Raw genomic sequence first — 16262 nt, forward strand, 5'->3', positions numbered from 1 at the left:
ACAATTAGTTTTTAAGTTTAACTATTGCATTTTCAACGTCAGTACGAAGATAAAATACACGACCACCAATTTGATGCGCTGTTAATATGCCTTTTTTAGTCCAGTTGTGAACGGTTGACAAATCGACTGAAAGCATTTTAGCGACTTCTTGCCTTGAAAGATATTCTTTAGGTTGCTTTGGCTCGAAGTTCTTTTTTAAGTCTTCTAATCGTTTTTTTACTGTTTCATCGATGAGGTCGATTAGTGCGTTTGGCGTTGTGCCAATAAATTGAATTTGTTGCATAATATTTCTGTTTTGTTTGCAACAAATGTCAATCGGTTTCTATTCCGATTTTAAGTAGTTTTTTCCGATTTTTAGGAAGTCGTTTTAAATATATCGTTTACTATTAAATTGTAGTTGTTTATTCTTTGTGCTGAATTATACTTTTTACTGAATGTGGTTTTTCCCAATAACAAATCAAAAACTTTCTCTGTTATGTAGTTGTTTTTTTTTAACCATTCCATAAAATATAAATGTTTAATATTATGCAAACGGTTTTCTTCTTTCATCTTTTGAAACAGGAAACTAAAATCAGAATACCAATCAATTATATGATTTTCTGTGTATGCTTCAAAAACTAAAAAATTTTTATTGTCATTGCCTTTAAAAATATCAGAATAGGGGTTTTCTGTTTCCTTTGCTAGACTAGGATAAAAGTTTAATATTACTGCTCTAATATTGTCGCATTTTTTCGCAAAGTCATGCAAAGTATAATTATTAAAAGGGCGTTTGTTTAAATGTGTATGCCTTTGGTTATCTGTGTTATTAGGTAAATTTCTAATCTCGTTTTCATTAATTAAAATCATTCTAAAATCATAAATCGTATAACCTGCTCTAAACTCACTTTCATAAACAAACTTCTTTTCAAATTTCTTAATAATTGCATTGTCAAATCCGTTGTATAGTTCAATAAATTTTTCTGTTCTAAATACTATTTCATCTAAATAGTTGAGTTTGGCAAAACTTGTAACTGTTAAGAAGTTTTTTAATGTACTCCAATCGAAAATTTTACTTTTAGTTTCGTTTACATAATAATCGTTAATAACCGAACCGTTACTAATATCACGCTCCAGTAATCTTGTTATAAATTGTAATTGAGTGTCAATTTGGTTTAAAATTGTGGTTTCCATTTGAACATTAAATTTATGCGTTGCCTTTACTATTTTATTAAAACTCTTTTAAAATGGGTTTTAATCATTCTTATCATTCAAAATTAACGTGTTTTTAGGCTCGTTAAATCCAGTATAAAAACAATAATTATTATCTTTTAGTAAAGCATCTAACAAGTCGTTTAATGTGTTTAATTTTGGCAACAATACATTCTTTAACTCTGGACTGTTTGTGTATAATTCAAATAAGAAAGTTCTTATATCTTTTAGGTTGTGGATATGATTAATAATATCGACCTCATCGTTAAACATTTTGTTTGTATGTTTCATAGTGTGAATTATTAGTAAAAAATTGTTATTGATTTGATGCGTTTTTAATTACGTTAAATTGTGGTTCTTTTTTCTCTTTTTGAGCCTGTAAGGTGTAGAAGTCTGCTATTTGTTGAGCATAGTCTAAAGAGTTTTTTCCTATGTAGTTTAAAAACATCTTTTCGGTGCTGTGTGCTGTTATCTGCATTATTAAAGGCGTTGGTAGTATTCCGTATTGATTTGTAGCAAAAGAACGTCTGCAAACGTGTGAGGTTATTAATTCGTGCTTTGGATATGTACCGTTAGTTTTTCTTTTGTGCTTATTGCCCTCGCCTTTTTTGGTTACTTCAATAATGCCACCTTTAGTCATTTCGTCAATTTCAGCAAGTTTGCATACTTCTTTAATATGCTCGTTTAATTTCTGAATAGATATTTTATAAGGCAATCCAGTTTCTAAAATATCTTTAGTGGTTTGTAATACTGGAATGGTTATATTTTTGCCTGTCTTTTGTTGCTTCAGTTCTATAACTTCGTAACCATTACGAATTACAAAATTATTCTCGTTGAGGTTTAGCAAGTCGCCACCTCTTTGCCCTATGTTACAACCTAACAACAACCATTTGCGAGCGTTTTGTAATGCTTCGGTTGTTATATCTGCATTGGCTATTTTTTCAAGTTCTAAAGGCGTTAAATAAATGATAGTTTCATTTTTACTTTTAGTGCTATCAATTTTTTTTAATTGTGGGTGCGTTTTTATTCCCTCGGTTTCAGCATCAAAACAAACCGTTTTTAAATCTGCTATTTTTTTAAGTGCGTAACTCTTTGAATACTTTTTATCGTTAATAAGATATTTTAGAAAATCGTTTGCAAACTTTACATTTACGTCTTTAACCTTGTAACTGTTTTCCTTTTGGTAGTCAGTAAATATGTTTTTAAGTGAAGTGTAAGCATTTTTTCTGCTTTTTGATAGTCCAATACCACCTTTAGCATTTTTACGAAAGTCAGCGTTATTAATTAGGTTTTGTATTGCATCTACAATTAACTCACTTTGTTTGTTTTCTGTGATGCGTTCAAAATGTAAATCAATGTTATGTTTTAGCCAGTCGCCTGTAACCTCATCGTTTTTTTTGTTTGCATCGTTAACCTTATCCAGTACAAAATCTTTTAACTTTCTTAAATCTGAAGTTAGATTTTTTTCATCTGCATAATTTTGTTTTGGTAGTCCTGTATCGGTACTCCAGTTTTTAGGATTGAAGTTTAACCCTGTTTTTCGTTTTAGAGTTTTTGACTTGCTTAATGATAGTCTTAAATAGATAGGTGCATTATCTGACTTACTTTGAAGTATAAATTTAATCGTTGCCATAATTTTGAACTTTTGAACATTCAAATATAACTATAATTTTTCATCTAGTCAGCGTTTAGTCAGCATTTAGTCAGCCGTTTTAAATTTCATTCAATTTCATTACATTTTTAACAATTACAGTAATAACGGTACTTATATTGTTTTTGTTAGTGGTTTGTAGGTTTTAAAGGGGTTTCAGAAAGTGTTAAAAAGTGGGGTTTCTTGTCCCGTCTTCAGTACAAAAGCCTTACAGAACTGTAAGGCTTTTTTGTTTTGTGATTTTTAAAATTTAAGCAAAAAAAAGGTCTAGTTAATACTAGACCTTTTTTATTTGATAAATATATGTTTAAGGATTAGTTATCCTTTTTTAATTTATCTGCAGCTTTGTTTAATTCGTCAGCTCCTTTTTCTTTTGCAGCATCAACGGCATCTGTAGCTGCTTTTTTAGTAGCATCAACAGCATCACCTGCAGCGTCTTTTACAGCATCAGCACCATCTTTGATTGCATTTCCAGCAGCATCAACAGCATCTTCAGCACCATCTTTTACAGCTTCACCTGCATCTTTAATTGCTTCTCCTGCATCATTAGCAGCGTCTTTTACAGCTTCTCCAGTTGCTTCTGCAGCATTTTCAATTGCGTCTTCAGCAGTATCAGCTTTTTTTGTGTCTCTACAAGATGTAAATGACAATCCTAATGCCAATACTAGTAATAAAATTAAATTTTTCATTGTAATAGTTTTAGTGTTAATTATTTAATACACGAAATTAATAACTTAAAATGAAATATCATCAAAAAAATTAACATTTGTTAACATTGTTTGTTTAATAATTCAAATCTTAGCTTTATATACGTATATAGTTGGCAATTTGGATTACAGCGCCTTTATTTTGAGTAATAAAAGCTTCATTTAAGTCTCCTAAAGTTCCTCTTTCTTTTTTTGATGTAAGTAAGTTCTCTAATTCATTATTTAACTCAGAGTTGTTTTTAACCGAAACTACACCACCGTTTTTAATCATATCAGAAGCTTCAGGGAACTTGCTATAGTTTTTTCCAATTATAATAGGAATTCCAAATATTGCCGGCTCTAATATATTATGCAGTCCAGTTAATCCCATGGCTCCACCAACATAAGCAATATCTGCTGCTGCATAAATCTTACTTAATAAACCTATGGTGTCAATTATAAATACGTTATAATTTGATAAGTCTTTTCCTTCTTTTTCTGAGTATAAAATGGTTGAAAGCTTAAGTTGAGAACTTAAATTTTTAATCTGATTTTCTTTAATATTATGAGGTGCAAAAATGTATTTTACATTTTTAATTGACGTTGAGTTTATGAAATTAATTAGTAATTCTTCATCTTCTGGCCATGAACTACCAATAACAATACAAAGTTGACCTGCTTTAAATTCTGAAACAAAATCAAGCGTATTGTTTTGTTGTAGTTGATTAGAAACGCGGTCAAACCTAGTGTCGCCACTTACAGTAACTTCTAAAAAATTAATACTACTTAATAACTGTTTAGATTGTTCATTCTGAACAAAAATATGTTCGAAAGCAAATAGTTTTTCTCGCATTTTAAAACCATACCACTTAAAAAAGGGTTGATTTTTTCTAAAAGCAGCCGAAATTAGAATGGCTCTATGTTTTCGATGTTTTAATTCGGTTAAAAAATTCGGCCAAAAATCATATTTCACAAAAATCACTAAATCAGGATGTACTAAATCTAGAAATCGTTTTGCATTTTTTTTTGTGTCTAACGGAAGATAAACCACAACATCAGCAATAGGTGAGTTTTTTCGTATTTCAAAACCAGATGGTGAAAAGAAAGAAAGTACAATCTTGTGTGTTTTGTGTCGTTCTCTTAGAATTTCAAACACAGGAAGACCTTGTTCATACTCGCCCAAAGACGCACAATGAAACCAAAATGTTTTGTCTTTTGGTGTTAAATTACCTTCTAGTACTTTAAATGTTTGCTTACGACCATCAATACCAAGCTTTATTTTATCATTAAATAAAGCAATGATTTTTAGAAAAAAACTAGTAATGTATATTCCTATAGTATACAATAAGATAAAAGGTTTTGTTTGTGCTAAAATACAGTTCTTTGAAATAAATTCATTGGTTAGCGTTAATGATTTTTGTAAATTCGCTACTTTGTGAAACCTAATGGTTTACATGTTCTACTTAACTTTATTTTAATTTCCGAATGAAAAAAATTCAAATGGTTGATCTTAAAGGTCAATATAATACAATAAAAGATGCGGTTGATAAATCTGTTCTAGAAGTTTTGGATTCAACAGCATATATTAATGGACCAAAAGTTCATGAATTTCAAAAAAACTTAGAAAACTATTTAGATGTAAAACATGTTATACCATGTGCAAATGGAACCGATGCTTTGCAAATTGCAATGATGGGCTTAGGGTTAAAACCAGGCGACGAGGTTATTACTGCAGATTTTACATTTGCTGCAACAGTAGAGGTTATTGCTTTACTTCAATTAACACCAGTTTTGGTTGATGTAGATCCTAATAGTTTTAATATAGAGGTTGATGCTATTAAAAAAGCTATTACACCAAAAACAAAAGCTATCGTTCCTGTTCATTTATTTGGGCAATGTGCAAATATGGAAGCCATTATGGAACTAGCTAAAGAGCACAACTTATTTGTTATTGAAGATAATGCGCAAGCAATTGGCGCTAACTATACCTATAGTAATGGTAAAAAAGCTAAAGCTGGAACAATTGGGCATGTGGCTTCTACATCATTCTTTCCTTCTAAAAACTTAGGCTGTTATGGAGATGGAGGCGCGATTTTTACTAATGATGACGATTTAGCACATACTATAAGAGGAATTGTGAATCATGGTATGTATGTTAGATATCATCATGATGTTGTAGGAGTTAATTCTAGATTAGATTCCATACAAGCAGCAATATTAGATATTAAATTAAAGCGATTAGATGCTTTTAATAAAGCTAGACAAAAAGCGGCAAATGCTTATGATAAAGCTTTTGAAACACATACAGATATAATCACACCATTTAGAGAAGGAAGTGAAGATAATCACGTGTTTCATCAATATACATTACGTGTTTTAAATACAGATAGAGATGCTTTAGCAAAACATTTAAATGATAACGGAATTCCTTGTGGCGTTTATTACCCTATTCCGCTACACCTTCAAAAAGCATATCAAGATTCAAGATATAATGAAGCAGATTTTACAGTAACAAATCAATTGGTAAAAGAAGTGATTTCTCTACCAATGCATACAGAGTTAGATGATAATCAAATAGAATTTATCACCTCTACAGTTATTAATTTTGTAAATTCTTAAAATTAAGATGGCAAAAATCCTTGTTACAGGAGGCTTAGGTTTTATAGGTTCTCATACTGTTGTAGAATTGCAAAATGAAGGTTTTGAAGTTGTTATTATTGACGATTTATCAAATTCTTCAATAGATGTGTTAGATGGAATAATAGCAATTACAGGAAAAACTCCAATTTTCGAGAAACTAGATTTAAAAGAAAAAGATGCTGTTGAAGTTTTTTTTTCAAAACACGATGATATTTCTGGTGTCATTCATTTTGCAGCCAGTAAAGCTGTTGGCGAAAGTGTTGAGCAACCATTAAAGTATTATGAAAACAATATTAATACATTGGTTTATGTGTTGAAGTCTATTCTGAAACTAAAGACTTCTAATTTTATTTTTAGTTCTTCATGCACAGTTTACGGTCAAGCAGATACAATGCCTATAACTGAAAATGCGCCTGTAAAACCAGCAGAATCACCTTATGGAAACACAAAACAAATTGGAGAAGAAGTTATTTTTGATGTATGTAAAGTGCATTCAGATTTTAATGCCATTGCACTACGATATTTTAATCCAATTGGAGCACACAAAAGTGCAAAAATAGGAGAATTACCAATTGGAGTGCCACAAAATTTAGTGCCATTTATAACGCAAACAGCTGTAGGTTTACGAGAACAATTATCGGTTTTCGGAAATGACTATGCTACACCAGATGGTACTTGCATTAGAGATTATATTCACGTAGTTGATCTTGCTAAAGCTCATGTTGTTGCTTTACAAAGACTTTTAGATAAAAAGAATAAAAGTAATTATGAAACTTTTAATTTAGGAACTGGAGTAGGTAGTTCTGTTTTAGAGGTTATTAAATCTTTTGAAAAAGTCTCAGGTAAATCCCTCAATTATAAAATAGCACCAAGACGAGAAGGTGATATAGCTAGCGCTTATGCAAATACAGAAAAAGCGAATAAAGTTTTAGGATGGGAAGCAAAGTCTACACTTGATGAAGCAATGCTTTCTGCTTGGGATTGGGAAAAGAATATTAGAAACATTTAAAACACTTAAAAATGAAATCATTCATTTATGTAGTAATCCTTTTAGTATCATTTTTAGTAACTGGACAGAACACATATTTACATTGCGGAAAATTAATAGATACTAAAACAGGAGATGTTTTAAATGATAAAACAATTGTTGTTTCAGGAAAAACTATACTTTCAGTAGAGAATGGATTTGTACAACCAAAATCTAAAGAGGATATTGTTATTGATTTAAAGTCGAAAACAGTGATGCCTGGATTGATAGACATGCATGTGCATTTAGAGTTTGAATTTAATCCTAAAACATATTCTCAAAAATTTACGTTAAACGATGCTGATGTCGCGTTTGGTTCTACCAAATTTGCTAAATCAACTTTATTATCTGGTTTTACAACAGTAAGAGATTTAGGCGGAAGTGGTGTAAATATTGCTTTAAGAAATGCAATTAATGCTGGAAAAATAGAGGGACCAAGAATTTATACGGCTGGTAAATCTCTAGCAACTACTGGTGGTCATGCTGATCCTACAAATGGTTATAAAAAAGCACTCATTGGTAATCCAGGACCTAAAGAAGGTGTGGTAAATAGTGTTGATGATGCTAAAAAGGCAGTAAGACAACGTTATAAAAATGGAGCAGATTTAATTAAAATTACAGCAACTGGAGGTGTTTTAAGTGTTGCTAAAAGTGGAGATAATCCACAGTTTACTATTGAAGAAATTAAAGCTATTTGTGATACAGCTAAAGATTATGGTTTTCATGTAGCGGCTCATGCTCATGGAGATGAAGGTATGCAGCGTGCCATACTTGGAGGCGTAAAAACAATTGAGCATGGTACTTATATGAGTGATGAAACTATGGAACTCATGAAAAAACATGATGCTTATTTAGTGCCTACTATTACTGCAGGAAAAGAAGTAGAATCAAAAGCAAAAGTTAAAGGATTTTATCCAGATATAGTTGTACCTAAGGCATTAGCTGTTGGACCACAAATACAAAGTACTTTTGAGAAAGCCTATAAAAAAGGGGTTGGCATAGCATTTGGAACAGATGCTGGCGTTTTTAAGCATGGTAATAGCGGAAAAGAGTTTGGTTATATGGTAGAAGTTGGTATGCCAGCAATTGAGGCCATACAAAGTGCTACGATTACGAACGCATTGATCTTAAAAATGGAGAATGAATTAGGTCAGATAAAATCAGGTTACATTGCAGATATTATTGCAGTTAACGAGGATCCAACTAAAAACATTTCTACTATGGAAAATGTTGTGTTTGTAATGAAAGATGGTAAAGTTTATAAGGAGTAATCTTATGACTCTTTTTTCTTTTTAGAGAAAAAATTTCCTAATAGAAGAGCAATCATACCAAATGTTACAGACATATCTGCAACATTAAAAATGCCTGTTCTAAAAACACCACCAAAATCAAGATGTAAAAAATCGGTTACTGAGCCATAAGCAATTCTATCATAAACATTAGCGATTCCTCCACCAGCTATACAAGACAATGCGATGAGGCTAAGCTTGTCTAAAGCTTTAGTTTTTAAAATATAATAGATAAGATATGCTAAAACTAATGTGGGTAAAATAAGTAATAGAATAAGTCTCAATGTTGGATTAATATCACTTCCCATTCCTAAAAAAGCACCTTCGTTTTCAACATTCATCAAACGAAAAGTATCTCCGATTACAGAAATGATTTCTCCCTTTTCAATAGTAGCTCTTACAATAACTTTTGAAATTTGATCAATAGCAATATTGAGCACTATAATCAGAATTACGCCTGCAGTTCTTGATATTTTCATGTGAAATTAAGCGTTAGTTTCTAGAGTAGCAGAAGCTGTTTGTGATTCTCTATTAATTTTTTTAACTAAACCTTGTAATACTTTACCTGGACCAACTTCAGTAAATAACGTTGCACCATCAGTAACCATTTGTTGTACAGATTGAGTCCAACGTACAGGAGCTGTTAATTGAGAAATTAAATTGGCTTTAATCTCATTTTCATCAAGTATTGCAGAAGCAGTAACATTTTGATATATAGGACAGTTTGGTTTATTAAATGTTGTGTTTTCTATTGCAGCAGCTAATTCTTCACGAGCTGGTTCCATTAAAGGTGAGTGAAAAGCACCACCAACAGGAAGTACTAATGCACGGCGAGCACCTTCTTCTTTTAATGTTTCACAGGCTTTATTAATAGCATCAATTTCTCCAGAAATCACTAATTGTCCTGGACAGTTATAATTTGCAGCCACTACAATACCTTCAGTTGTAGCACATATTTTTTCTACAATGTCATCATCTAAACCTAAAACGGCGGCCATTGTACTTGGTTGTATTTCGCAAGCTTTTTGCATGGCTAAAGCTCGTTGAGACACTAATTTTAAACCATCCTCAAAGGTTAACGCTCCAGCGGCAACTAATGCGGAAAATTCCCCTAATGAGTGACCTGCAACCATATCTGGTTTAAAACTTTCACCTAAAGTTTTTGCTAAAATTACAGAGTGTAAAAAAATAGCTGGTTGTGTAACTTTAGTTTCTTTTAGGTCTTCTGCAGAACCTTCAAACATAATGTCTGTAATAGGAAACCCAAGAATATCATTGGCGTTTTCAAATAACTCTTGAGCTAAAGGCGAGTTCTCGTATAAGTCTAAACCCATTCCTGAGAATTGCGCTCCTTGACCCGGAAATATATATGCGTTCATGTGTTTTAATTTTATGCTGCAAAAATAGGAATAATATCGCAATCAGTCTGCAGTATTCAGTCGCAGTTTGCAGTTACAAACTTAGAATCTGTATTTTCTAGTTTAGAATAATTGTACCAAATTTAAAATAAGTATTATTGAGTTTCAATTTAGTACATTATTTCTGAAAACTGAAACTAAATACTTAATTACGAGCAAGCTGCTTCTGCACAACGTTCACCATCCATAGCTGCAGAAATAATTCCGCCAGCATAACCACCACCTTCACCACATGGGAATAAATTAGAAATTTCAGTATGTGATAATGATTCGTTTCGTGGAATTTTTATTGGAGAAGAGGTTCTAGATTCTACACCAATAACATTAGCTTCAGAGGTATAATAACCTTTCATCTTTTCACCAAAGGCTTTAAATCCTTTTCTGAGTGAGCCACCAATTAATTTTGGTAGTAACGAATGCATTGGTGATGATTTTAAACCTGGTTGGTATGATGTAGGATTTAAATCATTAGAGAGTTTACCTTCAACAAAATCTGTTAGTCGCTGCGCAGGAGCAGCTTGAGTTCTTCCGCCAGAAGTAAATGCTAATCGTTCTAAGTTTTTCTGATATTCTAAACCTTTTAAAGCTCCAAAATGTTCGTACTTATGTAAGTCTTTTTCAGAATTAATTTCAACAACAATTCCTGAGTTTGCAAATTCATTATTTCGTTTTGAAGGCGACATACCATTAACTACAACCTCGCCATTTGCTGTTGCAGCTGGAACAATAAAGCCACCAGGACACATGCAAAAAGAATAGACACCGCGATTATTTACTTGCTGTACTAAACTATATGCGGCTGCAGGTAACAACTGATCGCGTTCATTTTTACAGTGATATTGAATGCTATCTATAATATGTTGTGGATGTTCAACACGAATGCCCATAGCAAATGATTTTGCTTCTAATGCAATCTCTTTGTTATTAAGTAAATAAAAAATATCTCGTGCAGAATGCCCAGTTGCTAAAATAACTCTGTCAACAGTTAGTTCATTTCCGTTTTGAAGCTGAATTGCAACAATTTTATTATCCTTTAATGTGAAATCTGTTACACGACTTTCGAAATGAACCTCACCACCATACTTTATAATAGTTTCCCTAATGTTTTGAACCACTTTAGGTAATTTATTTGTACCAATATGCGGATGTGCATCAACTAAAATTTGATCTGTTGCACCATGAAAGACAAGGTTTTCAAAAATCTTACGTACATCACCACGTTTTAAACTTCGCGTATATAATTTGCCATCACTATAAGTTCCTGCACCACCTTCGCCAAAGCAATAATTAGAATCTTCGTTTACAAAATGGTCTTGATTTATGGCTTTTAAATCGCGACGTCTATCTTGTACATTTTTGCCACGTTCTAAAACTATAGGTTTGTAGCCAAGCTCAATACAACGTAAAGCGGCATACATGCCTGCAGGTCCAAAACCAATAATGTGAATGGGTTTGGCTTTAGATACATCATTATAATGAAATGTGTATTCTGAACTTTCAGGAAACGGTTCGTTAATATAAACAGAAACTTTATAGTTAAACATGATACGTGATTTTCGTGCATCGATTGATTTGCGCAATACTTTAATGCCAGAAATACTATTTGGTTTGATGTCTAAAACTTCGGAAACTTTTAGTAATAAAATTGAATCACTTTCTTTTTCTTCTTGAAGTGAAATACGAAGCTGCAGTTCTTTTACCATAAAACAAAATTAGTTATATTTAATAAGTTTAATAGATTAATAAAGATAAAGATGGAGTTTACATTAAAAACGAATATAAAAGCGACTGCTAAACAAATTTATAAGTCTTGGTTAAGTACACAAGGACATACTAAAATGACTGGAGGAACTGCTTTTGTTTCAGATAAAATTGGTGATTCTTTTACTGTTTGGGATGGTTATATTAAAGGTGAAAATCTAGAATTAGAACCCTATCATAAAATTGTACAATCATGGCGAAGTACAAATTTTGAAGCACAAGAAGAAGATTCTAAAATTGAAATTATTTTTAATGAAAAAGATGGTGAAACAGAATTAACACTAACACATTCTAATGTTCCAGAAAGTGGAGAGCATTATATTAAAGGTTGGGATGAGCATTATTTTACACCAATGAAATCTTATTTTGAGTTTTTAAAATAGTTATGTTTTATGTAATTAAAAAACAGTTTTAATGTTGATAGCAATGATCTCCATTTTTTACTTTTCGTTTGCAATAGCCTCCAGACTTTGTTCTTGCTCCACACGTAGAAGCTGTAGTTTTGGTTGTAGACGAATATGAGTTTGAAGAGCTATTTTGCTTTGTGTGTTGGTAACAATAACCATTAGCTAAACTGGTTTTGTGTTTGCATCTGATTCCTTTTTTTGTTTTTCCTTTACATTGAACTGTATTAGAAATACCTACAGCTTTGTTGGCTTTAGAGAAACTATTAGTAATACTTTTTACAATTGGAGGTTTACAAATTTTACATGGAGTTAGACCATATTTTGATATATCATTATCTGAAAGTTTTTTTGAAACATTTTCAACCATTCTACAGCTACTCAAATGGTATTTTTCCCCTGAAGGAGTTTTGTAAAAACTCTGAGCATTTACTTTTGATGAAACTACAAGCAGAAAAAATAGTGCTAAACAATAACTTAATTTATGGTTTGGACTCATGTTAGGTGTTATTTACGTTCATAGGTTAAAAACGAAAACGAATACACATGCTTTTCATCTTTATCATGAAAAGTATTAGCAGTTTCTTTCCAAATTGCAGTATCTATTTCAGGGAAAAACGTGTCGGCACCTTCAAAACTATGATGTACGCGAGTGATTTCAAGTTTGTCTGTTAAGTTCATAGATTGTTTGTAGATTTCTCCACCACCAATAATAAATGGTTGTTTGTCATGTCTAGCGGCATCAAGGGCATCTTCTATATTATTAACAACAATAACACCATCAGGAACTTTGTAGTTATCTTGTCTTGTAATAACAATATGAGTTCTGTTTGGTAGTGGTTTTGGAAAACTCTCAAAGGTTTTACGACCCATAATAATATGATGACCGTTTGTAAGCGACTTAAAACGTTTTAAATCATCACTTAAATGCCAAATTAAATCATTGTCCTTACCAATAGCATTGTTTTCTCCAGCTGCAACAATAATAGTAAGTTCAGTATTTTTTTTAGGCTTTATTTTTTTTACTGTTTCTATAGGATACTCTTTGTCTACCTGCTGTTGTAGTTTTTTAATGCGTTCTTTTTGTTTTGCAACTAAGCTTTCTAGCTGTTTGTCTTCCCAATCTTTATCTATAAAATTATGAGTAACAAATACATTAAATAAATGGTAGCAAAATAAAAATAGCCAAGCTAAAATGGCAAAAACAAACCATTCTTTACCAAAAAAGGTTACATCCTTGCCAATACCTAATACTGTATTTGCTATGATGAGAAATAGAGCGCCTAATAAAAAAATTACAAAATGAGCATAAAGGCGTTTTTTTTGTTTAATACGCTTTTGAGCATTTTTTATTAATTCTAATTGCTCTTTATCTATTTGAGGTGTTTGTCTTTTTTTACCGAACATACTTAACTAAAATATATTATAAAGGTAATTGTTTTCTGTAAACTTAAACAGCAACAATACCTTTAATATGCGGATGCGGATTGTAATCTACCAAAGTAAAATCTTCAAAAGTAAAATCGAAAATGTTTTTCACTTCTGGGTTTAGTATCATCTTTGGTAATGGTCTTGGGTCTCTAGATAGTTGCAGTTCTAGTTGCTCCATATGATTGTTGTAGATATGTGCATCTCCAAATGTGTGAATAAAATCACCAGCTTCATAACCACAAACTTGAGCCATCATCATGGTAAATAAGGCATAAGAACCAATATTAAAAGGAACACCTAAAAATATGTCTGCACTACGTTGGTAGAGTTGACAAGATAATTTTCCGTCAGCAACATAAAACTGAAAAAAAGCATGACAAGGCGGTAAAGCTGCTTTACCATTAGCAACATTTTCACTAAACGATTTAGAAGTATCTGGTAATACTGAAGGATTCCACGCAGAAACTAGCATTCTACGACTATTAGGATTATTTTTTAATGTATCAATAACTTCTTTAATCTGGTCAACTTCATCGCTATTCCAGTTACGCCATTGGTGGCCATAAACTGGTCCTAAGTCTCCGTTTTCATCAGCCCATTCGTTCCAAATACGAACACCATTTTCTGTTAAGTAGTTAATATTTGTGTCTCCTTTTAAAAACCAAAGGAGTTCATATATAATTGATTTTAAGTGTAATTTTTTTGTAGTAACCATAGGGAAACCTTCACTTAAGTCAAAACGCATTTGGTATCCAAAAATACTCTTTGTTCCTGTTCCTGTTCGATCGCCTTTTTCGTTGCCATGTTCTAAAACATGCTTTACTAAATCGTGGTATTGTTTCATGCTCACTTCCCGTAAAACGGGAATCTTTTTAATTAAACTTAAATATTTTGGAATGAGATGCTGAAACAAGTTCAGCATGACGCTAAGCTAAAATATAAAAAAGCTTCAATCAGTATTGCTTGAAGCTTTTAATTATATTAAAAGTTATTAACTAAATTACCCTATTATCATTCCAGCAATTGTAGCTGATATTAATGATGCAATTGTACCGCCAATTAATGCTTTCATCCCAAATTGTGATAAGGTTTTTCTTTGTCCTGGCGCTAAAGATCCAATACCTCCAATTTGTATGCCTATAGAAGCAAAATTTGCAAAACCACATAGCATATAAGTAGCCATGATGATAGACTTCTGATAATTTAAATGTGTAGCACTTGCAACATTTTTTAAATCTGCTAATTGTATATAACCTACAAATTCGCTAGCCGCTAATTTTATTCCTAAAAGTTGTCCCATTAATGCCATATCTTCTTTAGCTACACCAATTAGCCACATTAGTGGTGCGAATAGGTAACCTAAAATAAGTTCTAGAGATAAACTCTGATAAGGTGTGTTATTAATAACCCAGTTGTTTAATGTTGTAATGTCTCCAACCCAACCTAAAATTCCGTTTATCATTGCAATAAATGCAACAAATACTAAAAGCATTGCACCAACATTTACTGCTAATCTCAAGCCTTCTGTTGTTCCGTTTGCAATGGCATCTAATAAGTTTGAACCTATTTTTTCTTGAGATACACTTACGTCTGTATTTATTTTTTCTGTTTGGGGATATAATATTTTTGAAATGACAATAGCTCCTGGAGCTGCCATCACAGATGCTGCTAATAAATGCTTAGCATAGAACAATCTTAGTTCTGGGTCGTCTCCTCCTAAAAATCCAATATATGCTGCAAGAACAGCTCCTGCAACTGTTGCCATACCGCCAATCATGACTAAGAGCATTTCGGACTTATTCATTTTTTCTAAATACGCCTTAATAAGTAGAGGTGCTTCAGTTTGACCTAAGAAAATATTACCAGCAACACTTAAACTTTCTGCGCCAGATATTTTTAAAACTTTTGAAAGCAACCAAGCTAATGCTTTAACCACTTTTTGAATAATACCTAAATAGAATAAAACAGATGTTAGCGCAGAGAAAAATAAAATAGTTGGTAATACTTGAAAGGCGAAAATAAATCCAAATGTGTCCATGTCAACAACTAAGCCTTCAAATAAGAACCTACTACCTGCTCTTGTAAACTCTAGTACTTGAACAAATAAACCACCAATAAATTCAAAAATTGTTTTTACAAATCCTACTTTTAAAACTCCAATGGCTATTAATAATTGAAAAGCCAAACCAATACCTACCGTTTTCCAGTTAATAGCTTTACGATTGCTACTGAATAGAAAAGCTATGAAAATAAGTGTTATCATTCCTAAAACACCTCGCCATAAACTGTTTATAGAGAATCCCTCACTAGGAATTATAGTGTCTGCTGTTGTTGTTGCAACTGCAGTAGTTGCTACATTTGTATTTGGTGTTTTAAATTTATAAGTCGTATTTTTTTCAGTGATAACTAAAGTAGAGTCAGTCAGTTCTGAAATTTTATACCTTCGAATTGTATCTGTTGGTTTGTTGTAGTAAAATACGAGTAGATTATTTTGATGAATATAATCACCGGAAGCTTGTAGATTGTTTTTTGACTTAAGGGAATATGAAAATTCTCCATTTTTAAGATTAAGCGCATCTGTATCTGAAATGTCTATTAAAGCACCATACGCATTTTCAATAACATCAAACTGCCATTCTTTTTCTAAGTCTTGAGCTAAAGTTGTTGTAATTCCAAAAAAAATAGTTGCAATAGCTAGAAAAAAATGTTTCATGAGTTTATTTTTATTGTTTCTTATTGGTCACATGCGACATTCATTTAATCATTT

Annotated in this window: 17 protein-coding genes; 4 read left to right on the plus strand and 13 right to left on the minus strand. The window is 31.9% G+C overall.

All coding sequences use genetic code 11. The features are described 5' to 3' along the window. Positions 1-4: 4 nt before the first annotated feature. The 6 genes from BXY80_RS11540 to BXY80_RS11565 all read right to left on the minus strand — a co-directional run bounded on the left by BXY80_RS11540 (position 5) and on the right by BXY80_RS11565 (position 4876). Positions 5-283 carry a helix-turn-helix domain-containing protein gene (locus tag BXY80_RS11540; RefSeq protein ID WP_120202096.1) on the minus strand — a complete coding sequence of 93 codons (279 nt, stop codon included), beginning with the start codon at positions 281-283 and terminating at the stop codon, positions 5-7. A 71-nt stretch (positions 284-354) separates the two neighbouring features. Next, positions 355-1170, minus strand: coding sequence for a hypothetical protein (locus BXY80_RS11545; protein ID WP_120202098.1), 816 nt, complete (start codon positions 1168-1170; stop codon positions 355-357). A gap of 60 nt (positions 1171-1230) precedes the next feature. Beyond that, a complete protein-coding gene (locus BXY80_RS11550; RefSeq protein WP_120202100.1) occupies positions 1231-1479 on the minus strand; it encodes a hypothetical protein in 249 nt (82 codons plus the stop codon). A 25-nt stretch (positions 1480-1504) separates the two neighbouring features. Further along, on the minus strand, positions 1505-2821 hold the full coding sequence (locus BXY80_RS11555; RefSeq protein WP_120202101.1) for a phage integrase SAM-like domain-containing protein: 1317 nt from the start codon (positions 2819-2821) through the stop codon (positions 1505-1507). Positions 2822-3153: 332 nt separating this feature from the next. Beyond that, complete coding sequence (locus tag BXY80_RS11560) at positions 3154-3528, minus strand: hypothetical protein (RefSeq protein ID WP_120202103.1); 375 nt, start codon at positions 3526-3528, stop codon at positions 3154-3156. 115 nt (positions 3529-3643) lie between these two features. Further along, positions 3644-4876: a 3-deoxy-D-manno-octulosonic acid transferase gene (locus tag BXY80_RS11565; protein WP_245977293.1), complete on the minus strand. Its 1233-nt coding sequence runs from the start codon at positions 4874-4876 to the stop codon at positions 3644-3646. A gap of 134 nt (positions 4877-5010) precedes the next feature. On the opposite strand from BXY80_RS11565, the gene BXY80_RS11570 reads away from it, so the two are divergent. Genes BXY80_RS11570 through BXY80_RS11580 form a run of 3 tightly spaced genes read left to right on the plus strand, consistent with a single transcriptional unit; the run spans position 5011 to position 8463 of the window. Continuing rightward, complete coding sequence (locus BXY80_RS11570; RefSeq protein ID WP_120202106.1) at positions 5011-6144, plus strand: DegT/DnrJ/EryC1/StrS family aminotransferase; 1134 nt, start codon at positions 5011-5013, stop codon at positions 6142-6144. Positions 6145-6151: 7 nt separating this feature from the next. After that, on the plus strand, positions 6152-7174 hold the full coding sequence (galE, locus tag BXY80_RS11575) for a UDP-glucose 4-epimerase GalE (RefSeq protein WP_120202108.1): 1023 nt from the start codon (positions 6152-6154) through the stop codon (positions 7172-7174). Positions 7175-7185: 11 nt separating this feature from the next. Then, positions 7186-8463, plus strand: a complete 1278-nt coding sequence (locus BXY80_RS11580) for a metal-dependent hydrolase family protein (RefSeq protein ID WP_120202110.1) — start codon at positions 7186-7188, stop codon at positions 8461-8463. A gap of 2 nt (positions 8464-8465) precedes the next feature. Here the strand turns inward: BXY80_RS11580 and lspA are convergent, their stop codons facing one another. The 3 genes from lspA to BXY80_RS11595 all read right to left on the minus strand — a co-directional run bounded on the left by lspA (position 8466) and on the right by BXY80_RS11595 (position 11602). Then, the gene (gene lspA / locus BXY80_RS11585; RefSeq protein WP_120202112.1) at positions 8466-8960 is read right to left on the minus strand and encodes a signal peptidase II; all 495 of its coding nucleotides are present in this window, start codon (positions 8958-8960) and stop codon (positions 8466-8468) included. A gap of 6 nt (positions 8961-8966) precedes the next feature. Next, positions 8967-9860 (minus strand): ACP S-malonyltransferase, encoded by an 894-nt coding sequence (gene fabD, locus BXY80_RS11590; RefSeq protein ID WP_120202114.1) that lies wholly within the window; start codon positions 9858-9860, stop codon positions 8967-8969. 188 nt (positions 9861-10048) lie between these two features. Beyond that, complete coding sequence (locus BXY80_RS11595; protein ID WP_120202116.1) at positions 10049-11602, minus strand: NAD(P)/FAD-dependent oxidoreductase; 1554 nt, start codon at positions 11600-11602, stop codon at positions 10049-10051. Positions 11603-11653: 51 nt separating this feature from the next. On the opposite strand from BXY80_RS11595, the gene BXY80_RS11600 reads away from it, so the two are divergent. Then, positions 11654-12043 (plus strand): SRPBCC domain-containing protein, encoded by a 390-nt coding sequence (locus BXY80_RS11600; protein ID WP_120202118.1) that lies wholly within the window; start codon positions 11654-11656, stop codon positions 12041-12043. Positions 12044-12071: 28 nt separating this feature from the next. On the opposite strand, the gene BXY80_RS11605 is transcribed toward BXY80_RS11600, so the two are convergent. The 4 genes from BXY80_RS11605 to BXY80_RS11620 all read right to left on the minus strand — a co-directional run bounded on the left by BXY80_RS11605 (position 12072) and on the right by BXY80_RS11620 (position 16208). Beyond that, positions 12072-12563 (minus strand): DUF5763 domain-containing protein, encoded by a 492-nt coding sequence (locus BXY80_RS11605; RefSeq protein WP_120202120.1) that lies wholly within the window; start codon positions 12561-12563, stop codon positions 12072-12074. Between the two features lie 8 nt (positions 12564-12571). Beyond that, positions 12572-13471, minus strand: a complete 900-nt coding sequence (locus BXY80_RS11610) for a dihydrofolate reductase (protein WP_120202122.1) — start codon at positions 13469-13471, stop codon at positions 12572-12574. A gap of 43 nt (positions 13472-13514) precedes the next feature. Then, entirely contained in the window at positions 13515-14339 is an 825-nt protein-coding gene (locus BXY80_RS11615; RefSeq protein WP_120202123.1) for a thymidylate synthase, read from the minus strand. A gap of 156 nt (positions 14340-14495) precedes the next feature. After that, positions 14496-16208: a NupC/NupG family nucleoside CNT transporter gene (locus BXY80_RS11620; protein WP_120202125.1), complete on the minus strand. Its 1713-nt coding sequence runs from the start codon at positions 16206-16208 to the stop codon at positions 14496-14498. Between the last annotated feature and the right edge of the window lie 54 nt (positions 16209-16262).

The sequence above is a fragment of the Ichthyenterobacterium magnum genome, from assembly GCF_003610635.1.
GTDB classification, from domain to species: Bacteria; Bacteroidota; Bacteroidia; order Flavobacteriales; family Flavobacteriaceae; genus Ichthyenterobacterium; species Ichthyenterobacterium magnum.